The sequence below is a fragment of the Ilumatobacter sp. genome (genome assembly GCF_030065885.1).
Classification (GTDB): Bacteria; Actinomycetota; Acidimicrobiia; order Acidimicrobiales; family Ilumatobacteraceae; genus Ilumatobacter.
In genome coordinates this window covers 23,148-41,521 of the sequence record NZ_JASJCS010000010.1, presented here as the reverse complement: position 1 = coordinate 41,521, position 18,374 = coordinate 23,148, and the positions used below count along the sequence as shown (strand labels likewise).

Sequence of the window (18,374 nt, the reverse complement as noted above, 5' to 3'; positions counted from 1 at the left end):
ATCTCGGGGCTGTCGGATCCCATCAACGCGGCTGCCGCGGATCGGTGTGGCGTGGGCGCCGCATCGCCGTCGGCGATCAGCGCTGTACGCCGTCCTGCGCCACGTACGCGTGGCCCTGATCGTGCAGAGGAGATCGTGCGGAGGACTTGTCGCGGTGCGACGGTCGCTCTATCTTCGCCCCGTCGGGCGGGCCGCGTTGGAGGTGTGAAGTGTCGGAGTTTCGTGTGGCCCGCGCGCTCGTTGCCGGGTCGATTGCGCTCGTGGTGCTCGTGACGGGCGCGGTGTCGCCGGGGCGAGCCGCACCCGGTGATCCCCCGATCACGGGCGAAGTCTTCCGCGACTACGACGCGGACGGCGTTCGTGATGCGTTGGAGCCGGACTTCGCCGCCTATTCGGTCATCGCCTACGACGCGGCCGGGGCCTCGGCCGCCGGAACCGTCGCGACCGACGGCACCTTCTCGATCGATGTCACAGGCCTCGGCGTGGGACCGTTCCGTGTCGAGTTCGACGACCTACCTGCCTTCGTGCGCTCCGGACAGGACGGGCCGGACTCCGGCACGACCGTGCAGTTCGTCGATGCCGGCGGCACGGCGTCGCTCGGCGTGACGAATCCGGCCGAGTACTGCGATCGGAACGCCGAGCTCGCCACGACGTGCTTCCAGGGCGGCAGCACGGCGGCCGACGGCCCGGCCGTCGTCGACTTCGTCTACGAGGCGGGCACGACGTCGAGCACGTCGAACGCCACCGTCGCACTGACGCCGCACCCCGAGCGGGCATCCGACGACGAGGTCGGCCCGGTCCGCGGCCTCGCGTACCACCGCGAGGCGGACGTGATCTTCGCCGCCGCGTACGCGAAGCGGCACACCGCGTACCCGGGCGGCGTCGTCGGCGCGCCCGCCGACAGCGGCCCGGACACGATCTACACGGTCTTCCGTGACGGGTCCGCACCGGTACCGTTCGTGACGATCGAGGCCGGCGACGACAACCACGACTACGCCGACCTGATCGACGACGTCGGGTTCTGGGACGACGTCGGCCGCACCGGCTGGGGCGACATCGACCTCGACGAGGCCGAGACCACGCTGTATGCCGCCAACCAGTTCGACCGGTTGATCTACGCGATCCCGGTCGATGCGTCGGTCGTTCCGCCAGCGGCCGGCACGCCGTCGACGGTCGACCTCAGCTCGCTCACGTCGGTCGACACCGACTGCACGAACGGCTCGTGGGTACCCGGCGCCGTGAAGGCGAAGGACGGCCTCATCTATCTGAGCGCGACGTGCGTCGGCGACGGAGCCGGCGCGACCAGCGCCGACCTCCAGGCGTTCGTGTATGCCTACGACCCTGCCGGTGGGACTGCGACCGAGGTGGCGAACGTGCCGCTGGACTACGACCGCACGTGGGTGTCGCGGAGCGGGTCGACGATCGCCGGTGCCGAGTACCTGCCGTGGGTCGCCGCCGAGCCAACTCGCAACGGCAGCGGTCAGGTCCTCCCGGCCGGAGGGCCGGCGGCGCCGTTCGGCCAGTCGTACTACCCGCAGCCGTGGGTGACCGACATCGAGTTCGACGAGGACGGTGACATGATCCTCGGCGTCACCGACCGCTTCGGCGACCAGTTCGGCAACGACAACACTGCGGCTGGGGCCGGCAACGGCGAAGGCGTCGCTGGCGGCGACACGGTGCGGCTCGCCCGTTCGGGCGCCACCTGGTCGTTGACGCCGGCGACCGACGACGAGTTCTACGGGTCGGAGCGGTACACGCTCGACGCTGCGACGCCGACGCACGAGGAGATCTCGCTCGGCCATCTTGCCGTGTTCCTCGGTCGCGCCGAGGTCGTGTCGAACGCCTTCGACCCCGCCCCGGTGGGTGGTCCGGTGCCGGCGCCGGGCGGTGGCTCGTTCGCGAACTCGTTCCGCTCGGGCGGCCTGATCTGGATGTCGCACGCCGATGGCTCGCGCACCCGCTCGTACCAGGTGTTCGGTCTGGACGAGCCGGGGACGTTCGGCAAGGCCTCGGGCATCGGCGACATCGAGCTACTGTGCGCCCCGGCCCCGATCGAGATCGGCGACTACGTGTGGCTCGACCTCGACGGCGACGGGATCCAGGACCCCGACGAGCAGCCTCTCGAGGGCGTGACCGTGACGCTGTACGACGACGCCGGCACACTCGTTGCGACGGCGACCACCGACGCCAACGGTCGCTACACGTTCGGGGTGTCCGACCCGGCGGACGCCACGGCGTCGGCGGCCGATGACGCCGTGCTGCTCGAGTTCGCCAGCGACTACGTGATCCGCTTCGACCAGTCGACGGCGACCAACGTCCCCGGCCCGTACACGGCCGCCGACCTCGTCGTCACCCAGGTCGACGGGTCGTCCGGGATCGGCGACGGCGACGACGACCGGCGCGACTCCGACATCGTCACCGGCGACGTGCTCGGCCTCGGCGGCGCGCTGCCCGAGATCGAGGTGACGACCGGGCTGGCCGGCGACAACGACCACACGTTCGACGCCGGCTTCGAGCTCCCGTACTCGATCGGCTCGACCGTCTGGCGCGACGACGGTGGCGCAACGGTTGCCGCCGACGTCGACAACGGCGTGTTCGACGCGTCGGAGTCGCCGATCCCCGGCGTCGAGGTGCTGCTGTACGCAGCCGATGCCAGCGGCCAGCCGGTCGGTCCGATCCTCGACACCCAGACGACCGACGGCAACGGCGACTACCTGTTCGACGGGCTGGCTGCGGGGCAGTACGTCGTCGTGATCCCGCCGACCGAGTTCGCGCCCGGCGAACCGCTCGAGAACCTCGCGACGTCGACGCCGACCACCGGTGCCGACGACAACGACAGCGGGCAGAACACCCCGCTGTCCGCTCCGATCCAGCCCGGCGGCATCGTCTCGGACCTCGTCGTGCTCGGCGACGGCCCGGAACCGACCGGCGAGGACGATCCGCTGGCCACGGCCGCAGGCCTGCTCGACGACCGCGGCGACGGAACGGTCGACTTCGGCTTCACGCCCCTGTTCAGCCTCGGCAACCTCGTCTGGGAGGACAACGGGCTCGGCGCCGCGTTCGACAACGGCGTCTACGACCCCGGTGCCGGCGAGCTCCCGATCCCGGGTGTCCCGGTCCGCCTCTACGCGGCCGATGCGTCGGGCGCGCCGGTCGGTACGGCCCTCGACACGACGACCACCGACGCGAACGGCCACTACCTCTTCACCCAGCTGCAGCCGGGGGACTACGTCGTCGTCATCGATCCCGCCGGATTCGGAGCGGGCCAGCCGCTGGAGGGCCTGACCTCGTCGACCGGGGCGTCCACGAGCTATGACCTCGCCGACGACGCGACCGACCACGGCGGCGACACCCCGCTCGGCGCGCTCGCCGACCTCGCGGCCGGGGCCATCGCCTCGGCGCCGATCACGCTCGGGGCGTTCGAACCGGTCGGCGAGTCCGACACACCGTCGATGGTCCTGACGGGCGAGTCGCCCGATGCGTTCAGCAACCTCACCGTCGACTTCGGTTTCGTCGAGCGGCTCGACCTGGCGCTGCGCAAGCGGCCGGACGTGACCGACGTTCTCGGCGTCGACGGCAAGTTCCGGTTCTTCGTCGAGGTCCTCAACCAGGGCACGGTCGCCGTCGACCCGGTGGTCGTCACCGACTACGTCCAGCCCGGATGGGACTTCCTGCTCGCGGACAACCCACCCGGGACCACGACACCCGGAACGCTCGGCGGCGCCGCCGGTCAGGCGTACACCTACACCGTCGGTGACGCCACTGCCGCTGGCCTCGAGCTCGTTCCGGTGCGCATCGACGGGATCCTCCCGGCTGGTGAATCGGTCCTCGTGCCGATCGTCCTCACCGCCGACTTCTCCGAGGTCACCGGTACGCCCGACCTCGTCAACCGCGCCGAGATCTCGTACTTCGACGACGACGACGATCCGTCCAACGGCGACTCGGACCCGACGAACCCGGACAATCCGGCGTCCGGTCCGCTCGTCGACGTCGACTCCACACCCGACGCCGACGACACGAACGACCCCGAGGTCGACGACATCGTCGACCAGCAACCGCCCGTCGACGAGGACGACGCCGACATCGCCACCGTGCCGTGGTGGGACCTCAGCCTGATCAAGACGCGGGCAGCGGGGCAGTCGCCGACGGTGAACGTCGGCGACACCGTCGTGTTCGACATCACGGTCAACAACCAGGGCAACAGCACCGCCTACGACGTCGAGGTCACCGACGAGGTGCCCGCCGAGTTGACGCTCGACGGCGCCACCACCGACGCCGGGCTGCCCGCCGGCGTGACCCGCAGCGGGGGCACCTTCACGATCGACCAGCTCGATCCGGCAGAGACCGTCGTCATCCCGGTGCTGTTCACGGTCGCGGCCGCCCCGTCGAACGGTACGATCGTCAACGGTGCGGAGATCTCCGCGATGGAGGGCGATCTCGACCTCGACGGCGACGGGAACCCGACCCGCCAACCGGTGCCCGATGTCGACTCGGTGCCCGACGCCACGCCGGGCAACGACGCATTCGAGCCCGGCACGCCGAACGGCACGACCGTCGTCGATCCCGACGACGGCACGAACGTGCTCCCGACCGACAACATCGTGAACCCGGCGGACGAGGACGACGACGACACCGAGGTGCTCTTCGGGCCGTACGACCTCGCCCTGCGCAAGACGACGACGGCGACGATCGCCGTTCCCGGCGAACTCGTCACGTTCACCGTCGAGGTGTTCAACCAGGGCTTCCGAAACGTCGACGTGATCGAGGTGTTCGACGACGTCGACCCGGCATCGTTCGGCCCGTTCGACGCAGCGCTCAACCCGCCGACCACGACCGGCCCGTCGAGCGGCGACGCGTGGGTCGCTGGGGGCGGCACGTTCGCGACGCCGGCGACCGCGCTCGACGTCACCTGGGCGGCAGACGGCGACGACGGCGTCGCCACGCTCGTCGGCGTGCTGGCGCCGGGCGAGTCGGCGACGTTCCCCGTGGTGCTCCGCGTCGCTGCGGCGCCGACCGCCGACCCGCTGGTCAACGTCGCAGAGATCTCGCTCTTCGCCGACGGCGACAACCCGGCCGGCGGGAACTCGCAGACCGACCCGACCGCCTACCCGGATCTCGATTCGACACCCGACCGGAACCCCGATGACCCCGGCGGTGCGCCTGGCTCGCCGGCCGACGATGCCATCGACGGTGACGGCAGCGGCACGCCGAACGGCACCGACCCGGACGGCGACGAAGACGACCGCGACCCCGCCACGCTGACGCGTGGCGTCTACGACCTCGCCCTGATCAAGACGACGCCGACGTCGTCGCCGGTGGCTCCGGGCGGAACGATCGCATGGGAGGTGACCGTCGCCAACCAGGGCAACGTCGATTCCGGCCCCGTCGAGGTCCTCGACGAGGTACCGGCGGGTCTCACGATCGTCGGGACGCCGAGCGACGGCGGCGTCGTCGCCGGGCAGCAGATCACCTGGACGCTCGGCAATCTCGCGCCCGGCGCATCGGTGACCCTGACGTTCGACACGACGATCAGCGATCCGGCGCTGCGGCCGTTCCGCAACTGGGCCGAGATCACCTCCGACGGCGCCACCCAGCTGTACGGGCCGGACGCCCGCGACGAGGACTCGGTACCGAACGGGCTCGAACCCGGCGGCGCGATCGGCACCGACCCCGGCGCCGGCGTCGGGACGCCACCGAACGACGACGCAGTCGACCACGACGACCCGGGCTTCGACAGCGGCGACGCCACCGGCGCCGACGTGAACGGCATGACGGTCACGGCCCCGGACGAGGACGACAACGATTTCGAGGACGTCGACGTCGGCGTCGTCTACGACCTCGCCCTGATCAAGACCGTCGAGTCGACCGTACCGGTCGCCGCCGGCGACACGATCACGTGGGTCGTCACGGTCGCCAACCAGGGCAACGTCGACTCCGGCCCGTACGACGTGACCGACGTGATCCCCGCCGGCACGAGCTACGTCTCGACGAGCGCTCCGGTCGCACCGGCCGAGGCGGGACGCGTGCTCACCTTCGCCGACCTTCCGTCCCTGCCGCCCGCCGGCCAGCTCGGGTTCTCGATCGTCACGCGCGTGGACTCGGTTGCCGAGGCGCCGTTCCGGAACTGGTCGGAGATCTCGAGCGACTCGGCGGCGTTCTACGGCACCACCGACGAGGACTCGACGCCGGACGCGGACACCGGTGACGACGACGGCGCCGGAACCGGCACCCCGCCGAACGACGACGTGGACGACCACGACGACATCGGCCTCGACGATCCGCCCGGCGACGAGGACGACAACGACTTTGCGGAGATCGATGTCGTGCCGCCGCCGACGACCGTCCCGCCGACGACCGTCCCGCCGAGCACCCAGGCGCCCACGACGGTGCCGCCTCCGACACAAGGGCCTGCAACGTCGACGACGCTCAGCGTTGGCGGCCTCCCGGCCACCGGTGGCGGGTCGAACGGCCTCGCACTCGCCGTGGCATCGCTGGTGGGTGGCCTGGCACTGGTCGTCGCCACCCGACGCCGAACGACACCCCGCTCGTAGCCGGTGAGCGCGCGTCCCGGCGGATCCCTCGTCGATGCGCTCATCGCGGCGGACATCCATCGGCGCGACGGTGTTGGCGGCTCGCGCGTCTCGGGCTCCGCAGCCGGGGGTCGATCGATGCACCGGTAGGGTGCGGCGCATGGCAACCCCGTTTCCCCCGTTCGACGGCTCCGCGCCCAAGCAGCAAGAGTTCTCCGCCCCGCCCGAGATGGGCATCGACACGTCCAAGCGCTACAGCGCCACGATGTCGACCTCGATGGGCGACATGGTGATCGCCCTCGACCCCATCCAGGCGCCCAACACGGTCAACAGCTTCGTGTTCCTCGCCCTGCACCACTACTTCGACGGGATCATCTTCCACCGCATCATCAACGGCTTCGTGTGCCAGGGCGGCGACCCGACCGGCACCGGCCGCGGTGGCCCCGGCTACCGCTTCGACGACGAGCTGCCCCGCCCCGGCCAGTACGAGATCGGCTCGGTCGCGATGGCCAACGCCGGCCCCAACACCAACGGCAGCCAATTCTTCCTCATCTCGGGTCCCAACGGTGCCGGGCTGCCGCCGCAGTACAGCCTGTTCGGCAAGATCGTGAAGGGCCTCGACGTGCTCGACGCGATGCAGAACGTGCCGACCGGCCCGGGCGACCGCCCCAAGGACGACGTCACCATCAACTCCGTCACCATCACGCAGGCCGACTGAGTCGGGCCGGATCGCCTGCTCGCTGCGTTCCGCCTCACCGCTCGCTGCCACCAGGCAGCTCGGGGTTCGTCGCGCCTTGCCGGCCGACGATCCGATCCCGACTCAGCAGCCTTGTTCCCCGTCGGCTGATCCCGGGTCGTGCGACGGGTTCGGGGAGGCTGCCGGTCGACGTGCCAGGCTGATCCGATGCCCGCGTCCCGCACCCGACTCTCGGCCGCCCAGGCGCGGCGTGTCGCCCTCGGGGCGCAGGGGTTCGCCGACCCTCGTCCGACCGGGCGGATCGACCGGCGTCACCTGCGGCGTGTGCTCGACCGGATGGGGCTCATCCAGATCGATGCGGTCAACGTGCTCGTGCGCAGCCAGGAGCTGCCCTTGTTCTCGCGGCTCGGCCCGCATCCCCGCTCGCTGATCTGGGACGCGACCCGTGACGGCGAGCTGTTCGAGTACTGGGTGCACGAGGCGTGCCACGTCCCCGTCGAGCACTACCCGTTGCACCGCTGGGCGATGGACGCCCACCCGCGATGGGAACGCCTCCGCGCCTGGGCCTCCGATCGGGCCGACTTCGTCGCCGACGTGCTCGACCACGTTCGCAACCACGGGCCGATCGTCGCCAGCGACCTCGAGATGCGCGACCGACCCAAGGAGCCGTGGTGGGACTGGGACGATGGCAAGCGGGCGCTGGAGCACCTCTTCCGTGTCGGCGAGGTGACCGCAACCCGCAGGGAGTCCGACTTCGCCCGCCTCTACCACGCGGTCGAGCACGTCATCCCCGACGCCCTCCGTCATGGTCCGAGACTCGACGTGGACGAGTCGAAGAAGGAGCTGCTCGTGCTGGCAGCGAAGCATCACGGCGTCGGCACCGCCGCCGACCTCGCCGACTACCACCGCCTGACGCACACCCGGCCGCTCTTCGCCGAGCTCGTCGAGGAGGGCCGCCTCGTGCCGGTCGAGGTCGAGGGATGGGGGAAGCCCGCCTACATGCACCCCGACGCGACGATCCCGCGGCGGATCGGGGCTCGCGCCCTGCTCAGCCCGTTCGATCCCGTGGTCTGGTTCCGTGAGCGCGCCGAGCGGCTGTTCGGCTTCCACTACCGGATCGAGATCTACGTGCCGAAGCCCAAGCGGCGGTTCGGCTACTACGTCCTGCCGTTCCTCCTCGGCGACGACCTCGTCGGTCGCGTCGACCTGAAGGCCGACAGAGCGGCCGGTGAGCTGCTGGTCCAGGCTGCGTGGGCCGAGCCCGGCGTGCCGCGCGACCTCGTCGCCGGCGAGCTGGCCGAGGAACTGCGATCGATGGCGGCGTGGCTCGACCTGGACGACGTGCGCCTGAACGGCGGCGGCGACCTCCGCCCGGCACTGGCCACCGCACTTGGCTGAGGACTCTCGAACACGTCAGTTGTGCGAGGTGGGCGAGCATCGGAGCTCAGCGGAGACGGCGAGCTTCGGTAGGCGGATCCGGTCATCGCCGCAACGCAGACCGCGTGCGATGAGGTAGCGAGGCGAGGAGCGCAGCGGAGCGAGCACCGCAGAACGGGAGGGCGGCCGCTACACGAGCGGCGCCACGTGCGCAGCCCGATCAGACCGCGGGCTCGGTGAGCGCCCACCGCAACCACCGGGTGAGCGCGTCGCCGGCGGGTCGCACCGCCATGCGCTCGGTCACCGGCATCCACGGCAGCCGCAGCGGCATCCTGGCCCAGCGCGGCAGCATCGCCACGGCGGCGGCGGCAATCACCCCGTAGACCGGTCGTGCCGCCGGATGCATCGGCGGCTGGAGCAGGAGATAGCGAGCGGCGTCGCGAGCTTCGGGGGTTCCCCGCAGCTCGGGCCGATACGCGCGCAGCTGATCGCGAAGCGCACGCACCGATTCGGGTGGCGCCGGGACTCCGAGCCCGCGGGCGATCACCGCCATCTGCGCGACGTACTCGTCGCGCTCGTCGTCGAGCAGCGGCTCGGCGCCGTGCCGTGTGTGCGCGGCGAGGAAGCTGTCGACCTCGGCGAGGTGCACCCAGCGCAGCAGATGGGGGTCGTTCGCCGCATACGGCCGGCCATCGCTGGCGACGCCCGTCACGCGCTCGTGCACCGCGTGGACTCGAGCGATCGCCCGCTCGGCCTGGTCGATCGGGCCGTAGGTCGTCGAGGCGAGGAAGTCGGCGGTGCGCTGCAGGCGCCCCCACGGGTCGTGGCGGTAGTCGCTGTGCTCGGCCACGCCCGCCATCGCCAGCGGGTGGAGCGACTGGAGCAGCAGCGCACGGAGCCCACCGACGAACATCGCGCTGTCGGCGTGGACGCGCCTGATCGGCGACTCCTCCTCGAACCACCGCTCGCCAGGAGCCTCGAACAGCTCGGCATGCCGCGTCGCCGCGCGCTCGCGATCGCCGATGACCCCGGCACGCACCATGGCGGCGATCCGGGAGCGCACGTCGTCGAGCGGCATCACAACATGCTGCCACGCGGCGTCACTACGCTCTCGCTGTGCCCGATCAGCCCGTCGATCCTCCGGCCGGCGACGAACAACTCCCGCCAGGCACATCGTCGCCGAGCGCGGTCGATCTCGATCCCCTCGTCCCCGCGGACGGACAACGCGTCCCCCCGTGGGTCATCCGCGCCATCATCCTCTTCTGGTTCGCGTTCATCGTCGTCGGCCTGGCGCGCCACGTGTGGATCCGCCTGTCCGGCCTTGCCCTGCTGCTCGTCATCGCACTCTTCCTGGCGCTCGCGATCGAGCCGGGGGTCAACCGTCTCGCCCGCCGCGGCTGGCGGCGCGGCCGCGCCACGGCGGCGATCCTCTTCGGCGTGATGGCCGCCGCCGGCGTCTTCGTCGGCGCGATCGGAACGCTCGTCGGGACCCAGATCGCCGACCTGCTGCAGAACTCCGAGCAGTACATCGTCGACACCGTCGACACGATCAACGACACGTTCGGCACCGAGCTCGACCCGCAGGAGGTCGTCGACGAGTTCAACGACCCCGACGGCCCCGTGCAGGAGTTCATCGACGCGCAGCAGGACAACGTCGTCAACCTGTCGCTGCAGGCGCTGAGCGGCTTGCTGGCGGCCCTGTCGGTGCTGCTGTTCACCTACTACCTCGTCGCCGACGGGCCCCGCCTGCGGCGCGTGATCTGCAGCCGGCTGCGGCCCGACCGCCAGCGGATGGTGCTCATGGCGTGGGAGCTGGCGATCACCAAGACCGGTGGCTACCTCTACTCGCGGGCGCTGTTGGCGCTGCTCTCCGCGTTCTTCCACTGGATCGTGTTCCAGGCGGCCGACATCCAGGCGCCGATCCCGCTCGCGCTGTGGGTCGGCCTCGTCAGCCAGTTCCTGCCCGTCGTCGGCACGTACATCGCCGGTGTGCTCCCGGTGCTGATCACGTTCCTCGAATCGCCGACCAAGGCGGCGATCGTGCTGGCGTTCATCATCGTCTACCAGCAGGTCGAGAACTACTTCTTCGCGCCTCGCATCACCGCCCGCACCATGGAGTTGCACCCCGCGGTCGCCTTCGGTGCCGCGCTCGGGGGCTTCCAGCTGCTCGGTGCGGCGGGGGCGATCCTCGCCCTGCCGGGCGCCGCGATGGTGCAGGCGATCGTCGGTGAGTGGGGTGAGCGGCACCCGATCGTCGACGACGCCCTCACCGAGCTCAGCCTGCCCGGCCGGAGCCCGGCACCGAGCGACGAATGAACGGCGACGAATGAACGGCGACGAATGCACGGCGATGAATGAACGGCGGCCGAGGACGACGCCGAGTGACGGCGCCTACGAGCCGGTCGCGATCTCGAGCCGTTCGGGCTACGACGAGAGCGTCCACCACGGCGCTGCCGTCGCACTCGATCGCGACGGTGGCCAGGTGTTCTCGGTCGGCGAATCCGACGTCGCGATCTACCCGCGCTCGTCGAACAAGCCGATGCAGGCCGACGCAATGCTCGGGCTCGGTCTGATCCTCTCGCCCGAGCAGCTCGCAGTCGCCTGTGCCAGCCACGACGGCACCGATCGCCACGTCGCCGTCGTGCGCTCCACGCTGGCCGAGGCCGGGCTCGGAGACGAGGCGCTCGCGAACACACCCGACCTCCCGATCCACAAGCCGGCCGCCGAGGCGTTGCTCGCGGGGGGTGGCCGGCGGGTGCCGATCAGGATGAACTGCTCGGGCAAGCACGCCGCCATGGTGGCCACCTGCGTCGCCAACCACTGGCCGATCGACGGCTACCTCGACCCGGCTCATCCGCTCCAGGTCGCGATCACCGGCCACATCGAGCGGCTCGCCGGGCACGTCGACCACATCGGCGTCGACGGCTGCGGCGCACCCGCCCATGTCGTGACGCTGGCGGGGCTCGCCAGGGCGTTCCGCTCGCTGGCGATCGCCCGAGGCGACGTGTGGGCGGCGATGACGTCACATCCCGACCTGGTCGGTGGCGATACCCGTGACGTCACGCGGATCATGCGGCGGGTGCCCGGCCTGATGGCCAAGGACGGCGCCGAGGGGATGTTCGCGGCAGCCCTCCCCGACGGACGCGCCGCCGCCGTGAAGATCGCCGACGGCGCGTCCCGGCCGGCGGGCATCGTGCTGGCGGCCACGCTGCGGACGGTCGGCGTCGACGTCGATCCGACCGAGCTCGGCGATCCGGTGCTGGGCCACGGCGAGCCGGTCGGCACGATCCGGCCGGTCATCGGCTGACCGCGCCCGACGCCTGGTGCACGCAACCGGTCGGGCATGATCGTTCGATGGCCGGCCCGGAGTTCCTCGCGCTCGACGAGGTCGAGTACGGGCGCGTCGACCAGGTCAGCCCCCAGATCCGCCGGGTCATCGCCGAGAACCCGTCGAAGTTCACGTACCGGGGCACGGGCACCTACCTCGTCGGCCGCGGTGACGTCGTCGTGATCGACCCCGGTCCGCGACTGGAGTCCCATCGGCGTGCGTTGGAGCAGGCCCTCGACGGCGAGCGCGTTCGGGCGATCCTCGTCACGCACTGTCATGCCGATCACTCACCGCTGTCGACGTGGCTCCGCGACGTCAGCGGCGCACCGACGATCGCCTTCGGGCCACATCCTCGTCCGGACCCCGCGGTCGTCGCCGACGTCCCCGCCGACGAGTTGGAGCCAGCATCGGACGCCGGTGACCGCGCCGACGCGGGCGCGCCGGCCGGTGTCGTGATCGAGGAGTCGACCGACCACGACTTCCGACCGACCGACGCGGTCGTCGACGGTGACGTCGTCGTCTCGGGACGTGGACTCACGATCACCGCCGTCCACACGCCGGGTCACACGTCGAACCACACGTGTTGGGCCTTCGCCGAGGAGGAGACCCTGTTCACGGGCGATCACGTGATGGGTTGGAGCACGACGGTCGTCTCGCCGCCCGACGGTGACATGGCCGCGTACTTCGCCTCGCTGCGCGGGGTCGCCGATCGCGACGACCGGGTGCTCTGGCCGACGCACGGTCCGTGTCGCACCGACGGTCGCCGCTACGTCGAGTCCCTGCTCGTGCATCGTGAGGAACGCGAGGCGGCGATCGTGCGCGCGCTCGCTGCGGGCCCGACGACCGTCCCGGCGATCGTCGAGGTGCTGTACGCGGACGTCCGTCGCGAGCTCCACAAGCCGGCGCGCCGCAGCGTCTGGGCGCACCTGGTCAAGCTCGTCGCAGAAGGGCGCGCCGCCGTCGAGGCGGGCGGCCCGGCTCGGTTGACCAGCGTGTACACGGCGGTCTGAGCGAGCGCCTCGACGACGCTGTCTCGTCACGAGGCACCGGCCACGCCGGGCGCAATGGCTGGTCGTGACGATGGACGTCGCGGGCCGGGCTAGTGTCGTCGTCCACGCCGTCGGCGGCGCGGGGGTCCAGCCGGCGGTCCACGGGTTCGCGGTGTCGGCCGACCCATCCGCCGGGGTCGGCCGTCGGTGGGGGTGCTCTTCGGGGTGCCCCCACCACCGCTCGCTCCGCCGTATCGTGTCGCTGCAATTGTCGCTGCCGTCGCGGCCGGCGCTCAGCGCATCGAGTCGACGGCGGCGAGGGCCCGCGCCACGTCGCCGTAGCGCGTCGTCAACGGTGAGCAGCCGAGGCGGATCACATCGGGTTCCCGGAAGTCGGCGAGCACTCCGTGCTCCGTCGCCAGCCGCGCGGTGACGGCGCGGGCGTTCGGGTGGTGGACGCACACGTGCCCTCCGCGGCGGTGATCGTCGCGGGGCGTCGAGGTGTCGAGCCCGAGCCGATCGCACCAATCGAGCGCGAAGCGGCCGAGCGCGATCGATTTCGCCCTGATCGCGTCGATCCCGGCTTCCGCGGTGAGTGCGATGCCCTCCTCGGCGGCGGCGAGCCCGATGATGCCCGGAGTGCCGATCAGGGTGCGCCCGATGTCGGGTCGGGGCGCGAACGCCGAGCCCATCGCGAACTGGTCGACCTGCGCGAACCAGCCCTGGATCGGCTGATCGAGCTGCTCGATCAGCGAGCCGGCGACATAGCTGAAGCCCGGCGCGCCGGGACCGCCGTTCAGGAATTTGTAGGTGCATCCGACCGCCAGCTCGGCGCCCGCCGCGTGGAGGCCGACCGGGTGCAGGCCGGCCGCATGCGAGAGGTCCCAGACCACCAGCGCGCCCGCCCGGCGTGCCCGGGCCGTCTCGGCGGCAAGGTCGACGATCTCGGCGCTCCGGTAGTCGATCATCGACCGGACCGCCACGGCGACGCCGCCGAGGTCGTCGAAGCCCTCCTGCACCGTGAGACCTCGCGCACGAGCGATGCCGTCGACCACGTATCGGTCGGTCGGGAAGTCCTTCGATTCGATCGCGATCACCGACCGATCGGGGCGGAGCCGGACAGCAGCGACGACGAGTTGGTACAGGTTCACCGTGGTGGAGTCGTGCACGGTCACCTCGCCGGCACCAGCGCCGATGAGCGGCGCGAGCCGGTCACCGACGCGCTGGGGGAGGTCGAGCCAGTCTTCCCAGCTGCGGATCAGGCCGCCCGCCCACTCGTCGCGGATCACGGTCTGCACGCGTTCGAGCGTGCGCTTCGGCGGCATGCCCAGCGAGTTCCCGTCGAGGTAGGCGAGGTCGGGGTCGGGGATCTGGAATCGCTCGCGCCACGCGCCGAGCGGGTCGCCCGCGTCGAGTCGGCGGGCCCAGTCGAGCATCTCGCCGTGCTTCACGATCCGTCCACCAGTTCGATGAAGCTGGCATGGCGGACCAGACCGTCGTTGGTGAACTCGGTCATCTCGATCAGGGCCGACAACGTCGGCTCGACCCAGGTGGCGTGGCGTCGGTACGGGGCCGGGGGGATCGGGTCGAAGGGGCAGTCGCCGGTGCGGATGTCGCGGAGCCGGTTCCCGAGCCGGTCGAGCGTGACCTGGTCGAATCCCGTGCCGACGCCCCCGGCGAAGGCCAGCCGGGGACCGTCCCACCGCCCCACCAGCAGCGAGCCGAACGTCGACGCACGGTTGCCCTCGCCGGCCGTGAAGCCGCCGATCACGACCTCGGTGCGTCGGCGGTGCTTGATCTTGCGCCAGTTCGGTGTGCGCTTGCCGGGCACCCAGGTCGACGCCAGCCGCTTCGCCATGATGCCCTCGAGCCCCTGGGCGCCGGTCGCCGCGAGCAACGCCGCGCCGCCACCGACGCTGTGCGCCGGCACCAGCCAGTTCGGGCCGGGCTCGACGAGCTGCTCGAGCAGCCGCCGGCGGTCCTCGTAGGGCAGTCCGATCGTGTCGTGATCGTCGATGCGGAGCACGTCGAACACCTGGTACACCGCCTCGCGCTCGTGCCGCTGCATGAGCTCGAAGCGCGGTCGGCCGTCGTCGTCGAGCACGACGAGCTCGCCGTCGAGCACGGCGATGCCCGCGTTGACGCCTTGGGGCAGATCGGTGAGCTCGGGATACGACGCCGTGACGTCGTGCTGGTTGCTCGACTGCAGCCTGACCGATTCGCCGTCGACGAAGGCGAGCGTGCGGTAGCCGTCGAACTTCACCTCGAACGCCCACCGGTCGTCGTCGGCCGGCAGCGAGCCGAGCGTCGCCTTCATCGGGGCCACCGGGAAGGTCAGCGGCATCGCAGCTCATGCATCGTGTCGTTCACCCGGTCGCCGATCCTCACCCGTTCGCCGGGATGCCGGCGTGCGACTCATCCACGTGGGCGGTGCTCGGAGAGCACGCCCGATTCGGCCAGCTGCTCGATGTCGGCGTCACCGAAGCCGAGCACCTCGCGCAGCACCTCGGCGTTGTCCTCACCGCGGTAGCGGGGCGTGCCGCGTACGCCCACGCCCGGCCCGTCGCTGAACGTCCACGGCGCGTTCGGGATCCGGTACGTGCCGCCGCCCCGGTCGTCGACCTCGGCGATGACCCCCCGTTCGCGGGCCCACTCGCTGTCGCACACCTCGGCGACGGAGCGGATCGCGCCGACCGCCAGGCTGAACCGCGAGCACTGGGCTTCGAACGCCTCGGCGTCGGGCACGGTCGCGGCGTACTCGCGGATGTACGCGACCAGGTCGTCGATGTGCTCCTGGCGGCTGGCGGGCGTGGCGAAGCGAGGGTCGTGGGCGAGGTCGGGCCGCTCGATCGCGCCGATGTACATCTCGAAGTTCCCCTTCGAGGCGGGGTGCCCGGCGATGATGACCTGGTCGCCGTTGGCGAGGGTGACCACCGGCTGGTGCTCGTTGCCGAAGCTGCGGATCCAGTTCGGATCGGTGTCGCCGTCCCACAGGTCGTTGTGGACGTGCTCGTTCAGGTAGAGCGTCACCTGGGCCATCGCGACGTCGATCCACTGCCCGCGGCCGGTTCGCTCGCGCTGGTAGAGCGCGGCGAGCAGTGCCGCAGCCGCGTCGAGCGCGGTGTACAGGTCGGCGTGGCTGTGACGGTCGTTGCGGTACGCGCCGTGGCCGCCGTGGTCGCCCTGCGACTTCGTCAACCCGACCTCGGCCTGGACGACGGGCGCGTACGCCCGCCGGTCACGCCACGGGCCCGTCGCCCCGTAGCCCGAGATCGACGTGTACACGATCCGGGGGTTGCGGGCGCTGACGGCGTCGTAGCCGAGCCCGAAGCGGTCCATCACACCGGGTCGGTAGTTCTCGACGAGGACGTCGCTGCGCTCTGCGAGCTCGAGCGCGATCTCGACCGCCTCGGGTCGCTGCAGGTCGAGGCTGACCGATCGCTTGCCCGTGTTCTGCTGCACGTAGTAGGTGGGCATGCTGTTGCGGCGCGGATACGTGAACCGTGTGACGTCGCCGGCGGGCGGCTCGATCTTGATCACCTCGGCGCCCAGATCGCACAGCATGCGGGTGCAGTGCGGACCGGCGAGGACGCGGGTGAAGTCGAGGACCCGGATGCCCTCCAGCGGCGTCTCCATCGCACCATCGTGGCCGATCGACCACTCTGCGGAGAACCGGGACCAACGGCCCTATGCCGTGGGTCGACCGGCTGGCACCATCGAGTGATTCGTTTCGCCCCCCGAGAGGAGCTGAGCATGAAGGTGCTGTTGGTCGAGGGCGCACCAGGTGTCGGCGCCGGTGCGGAGGCCGAGCTGCGTGCAGCCGGCCACGCGGTCGTGGGTTGCGAACCCGACGATGCGTCGTCGCCCTGCCGCGGTCTCGAGCCGATGGGCGAGTGCCCGCTCGACGGCGGCGACATCGACGTCGCCGTCGTGAGCCGCGCCGGTGGCGACCTCGCACCAGGCGAACGCGGTGCCCTGTGCGCGGCGCGGTCGCGGATCCCGGTGGTGATCACCGGCAACCCGAAGCACGCGATCTCGTTCGGCCCGGGCACCCACCTGGCCGGCGCCGATCTCGCAGGCGCCGTCGACACCGCTGCCCGCTCGGGGGTCGCCCACGTCGCCGCCGTCAGGCGTGAGCTCCTCATCTCGGGGGTCATCCAGCCCGAGGACGTCGTCGGTGACCCGCCGTCGGTCGTCTTCGAGGTGCACCGCGACACCACCCGGCTCCGGCTCGTGATCCGCACCCGCGACGACGACCCGCGCCTGCCGTCGATCGTCAAGTCCGCCGCCGAGGCGCTGCGCCACTTCGATCAGAAGATGCCCGTCATCGATGTGGTGACCGAGACGATCTGACACTCCGCCGCCGGGTCGTCGGTGTCGTCGTTGTCGTCGCCGACCTGCTGACATGCAGGCATGACCGGGCTGCCCGACTACGACGACCTGCCGCTCCGCGCCGGACTCCCGTGCGCGTGGGACGTCTGGACCGACGACGGCGACGCCTTCGGTTGCCTCAACCTGCTGACCGAGGAGCGCGCAGCAGCTGCCGGCCAACTGATCGAACGCGGCCGTGCGTTCGCGCTCAACTGGTCGATGCGGCTGCCGGACCCGCCGCTGTTCGGCCGGGCGTCGTACCGCCACGAGATCACCGGCGACGACGTCAGCACCAGTCACGACGACGTGCTGCACTCGTGGAACACCCAGTCGTCGAGCCAGTGGGACGGCTTCCGTCACATCCGAAACCACGCGGCGCTCGAGGACGAGCCCGGTACCGGTCACTTCGGTGGCGTCGCCGACGGGGACCACGGCGTCGACCACTGGGCGCGACGTGGCATCGTCGGGCGAGGTGTGCTCGCCGACATCGCTCGCTGGCGCGAGCGACAGGGTCGCCCGCTCCGCTGTGACCGGGCGGACGACGTCGGCGCCGACGAACTGCTCGCCTGCCTCGCCGACCAGGGCACCGAGGTCGACGAGGGAGACGTGCTGCTGGTGCGGTTCGGATGGGTCGGCTGGTACGAGGAGCAACCGACCGAGGTGCGCGAGCGCATCGCCGATCGATCCGAACTGCGCGCGCCGGGCCTGCGTCCCGGCGACGAGCTCGCACGGACGCTCTGGAACCTCCACATCGCGGCGATCGGGTGCGACAACCCGAGCGTCGAGGTGTGGCCGCCCGGTGTCCTGCTTCCCGAGGATCGAATGGCCGAGGTCCGCGCCGACCAGCGACGCCTCCACGAGGCGTTCGGCCACACCGTCCTGCTGCCGATGCTCGGACTGCCGCTCGGTGAGATGTTCGCGCTCGACGATCTCGCGGCGGATTGCGCGGCCGATGGTCGCTACGACTTCTTCTTCAGCTCGGCGCCACTGAACCTGCCGAGCGGCGTGGCGAGCCCGCCGAACGCGCTCGCCATCAAGTAGCTCGCACCGGTGGCACCGATCCGGCCGAACCGGGCCGGGTG

12 protein-coding genes are annotated in these 18,374 nt (G+C 71.1%); 8 read left to right on the top strand and 4 right to left on the bottom strand.

What is annotated here, in order from left to right; all coding sequences use genetic code 11:
• Window positions 1-224 precede the first annotated feature (224 nt).
• The 3 genes from QNJ12_RS04310 (at window position 225) to QNJ12_RS04300 (ending at window position 8,625) form a co-directional block, all read left to right on the top strand.
• Entirely contained in the window at window positions 225-6,551 is a 6,327-nt protein-coding gene (locus tag QNJ12_RS04310; protein WP_300619285.1) for an SdrD B-like domain-containing protein, read from the top strand.
• A 139-nt stretch (window positions 6,552-6,690) separates the two neighbouring features.
• Window positions 6,691-7,248 carry a peptidylprolyl isomerase gene (locus QNJ12_RS04305; protein WP_300619283.1) on the top strand — a complete coding sequence of 186 codons (558 nt, stop codon included), beginning with the start codon at window positions 6,691-6,693 and terminating at the stop codon, window positions 7,246-7,248.
• Window positions 7,249-7,434: 186 nt separating this feature from the next.
• Window positions 7,435-8,625 carry a crosslink repair DNA glycosylase YcaQ family protein gene (locus tag QNJ12_RS04300; protein WP_300619281.1) on the top strand — a complete coding sequence of 397 codons (1,191 nt, stop codon included), beginning with the start codon at window positions 7,435-7,437 and terminating at the stop codon, window positions 8,623-8,625.
• Window positions 8,626-8,824: 199 nt separating this feature from the next.
• Here QNJ12_RS04300 and QNJ12_RS04295 read toward each other — a convergent pair whose 3' ends face one another.
• Window positions 8,825-9,682 (bottom strand): oxygenase MpaB family protein, encoded by an 858-nt coding sequence (locus QNJ12_RS04295; RefSeq protein WP_300619278.1) that lies wholly within the window; start codon window positions 9,680-9,682, stop codon window positions 8,825-8,827.
• A 38-nt stretch (window positions 9,683-9,720) separates the two neighbouring features.
• Here QNJ12_RS04295 and QNJ12_RS04290 point away from each other — a divergent pair, with 38 nt between their 5' ends.
• From QNJ12_RS04290 to QNJ12_RS04280, 3 genes are read left to right on the top strand one after another with little or no spacing between them, the layout of a single operon-like run.
• Complete coding sequence (locus QNJ12_RS04290; protein WP_300619275.1) at window positions 9,721-10,920, top strand: AI-2E family transporter; 1,200 nt, start codon at window positions 9,721-9,723, stop codon at window positions 10,918-10,920.
• A 34-nt stretch (window positions 10,921-10,954) separates the two neighbouring features.
• The gene (locus QNJ12_RS04285; RefSeq protein ID WP_300619272.1) at window positions 10,955-11,911 is read left to right on the top strand and encodes an asparaginase; all 957 of its coding nucleotides are present in this window, start codon (window positions 10,955-10,957) and stop codon (window positions 11,909-11,911) included.
• 47 nt (window positions 11,912-11,958) lie between these two features.
• Window positions 11,959-12,942, top strand: coding sequence for an MBL fold metallo-hydrolase (locus QNJ12_RS04280; RefSeq protein ID WP_300619269.1), 984 nt, complete (start codon window positions 11,959-11,961; stop codon window positions 12,940-12,942).
• A 272-nt stretch (window positions 12,943-13,214) separates the two neighbouring features.
• Here QNJ12_RS04280 and QNJ12_RS04275 read toward each other — a convergent pair whose 3' ends face one another.
• The 3 genes from QNJ12_RS04275 to QNJ12_RS04265 all read right to left on the bottom strand — a co-directional run bounded on the left by QNJ12_RS04275 (window position 13,215) and on the right by QNJ12_RS04265 (window position 16,557).
• Window positions 13,215-14,372, bottom strand: coding sequence for an aminotransferase class V-fold PLP-dependent enzyme (locus QNJ12_RS04275; RefSeq protein WP_300619266.1), 1,158 nt, complete (start codon window positions 14,370-14,372; stop codon window positions 13,215-13,217).
• Window positions 14,369-15,265, bottom strand: a complete 897-nt coding sequence (gene ligD / locus QNJ12_RS04270) for a non-homologous end-joining DNA ligase (RefSeq protein WP_300619263.1) — start codon at window positions 15,263-15,265, stop codon at window positions 14,369-14,371. The genes QNJ12_RS04275 and ligD overlap by 4 nt, the downstream gene beginning before the upstream one ends.
• A 71-nt stretch (window positions 15,266-15,336) precedes the next feature.
• A complete protein-coding gene (locus QNJ12_RS04265; RefSeq protein ID WP_300619260.1) occupies window positions 15,337-16,557 on the bottom strand; it encodes a CaiB/BaiF CoA-transferase family protein in 1,221 nt (406 codons plus the stop codon).
• Window positions 16,558-16,674: 117 nt separating this feature from the next.
• Here QNJ12_RS04265 and QNJ12_RS04260 point away from each other — a divergent pair, with 117 nt between their 5' ends.
• Together QNJ12_RS04260 and QNJ12_RS04255 are read left to right on the top strand one after the other, a co-directional pair.
• Entirely contained in the window at window positions 16,675-17,274 is a 600-nt protein-coding gene (locus tag QNJ12_RS04260) for a hypothetical protein (protein ID WP_300619258.1), read from the top strand.
• 60 nt (window positions 17,275-17,334) lie between these two features.
• Window positions 17,335-18,333, top strand: a complete 999-nt coding sequence (locus tag QNJ12_RS04255) for a cyclase family protein (RefSeq protein WP_300619255.1) — start codon at window positions 17,335-17,337, stop codon at window positions 18,331-18,333.
• The last annotated feature ends 41 nt before the right edge of the window (window positions 18,334-18,374 follow it).

Coding starts and splice junctions, on each gene's coding strand:
- QNJ12_RS04305 (WP_300619283.1), top strand. CDS start 6,691: ATGGCAACCCCGTTTCCCCCGTTCGACGGCTCCGCGCCCAAGCAGCAA.
- QNJ12_RS04280 (WP_300619269.1), top strand. CDS start 11,959: ATGGCCGGCCCGGAGTTCCTCGCGCTCGACGAGGTCGAGTACGGGCGC.
- QNJ12_RS04295 (WP_300619278.1), bottom strand. CDS start 9,682: ATGCCGCTCGACGACGTGCGCTCCCGGATCGCCGCCATGGTGCGTGCC.
- ligD (WP_300619263.1), bottom strand. CDS start 15,265: ATGCCGCTGACCTTCCCGGTGGCCCCGATGAAGGCGACGCTCGGCTCG.
- QNJ12_RS04265 (WP_300619260.1), bottom strand. CDS start 16,557: ATGGAGACGCCGCTGGAGGGCATCCGGGTCCTCGACTTCACCCGCGTC.
- QNJ12_RS04260 (WP_300619258.1), top strand. CDS start 16,675: ATGAAGGTGCTGTTGGTCGAGGGCGCACCAGGTGTCGGCGCCGGTGCG.
- QNJ12_RS04255 (WP_300619255.1), top strand. CDS start 17,335: ATGACCGGGCTGCCCGACTACGACGACCTGCCGCTCCGCGCCGGACTC.
- QNJ12_RS04300 (WP_300619281.1), top strand. CDS start 7,435: ATGCCCGCGTCCCGCACCCGACTCTCGGCCGCCCAGGCGCGGCGTGTC.
- QNJ12_RS04285 (WP_300619272.1), top strand. CDS start 10,955: ATGAATGAACGGCGGCCGAGGACGACGCCGAGTGACGGCGCCTACGAG.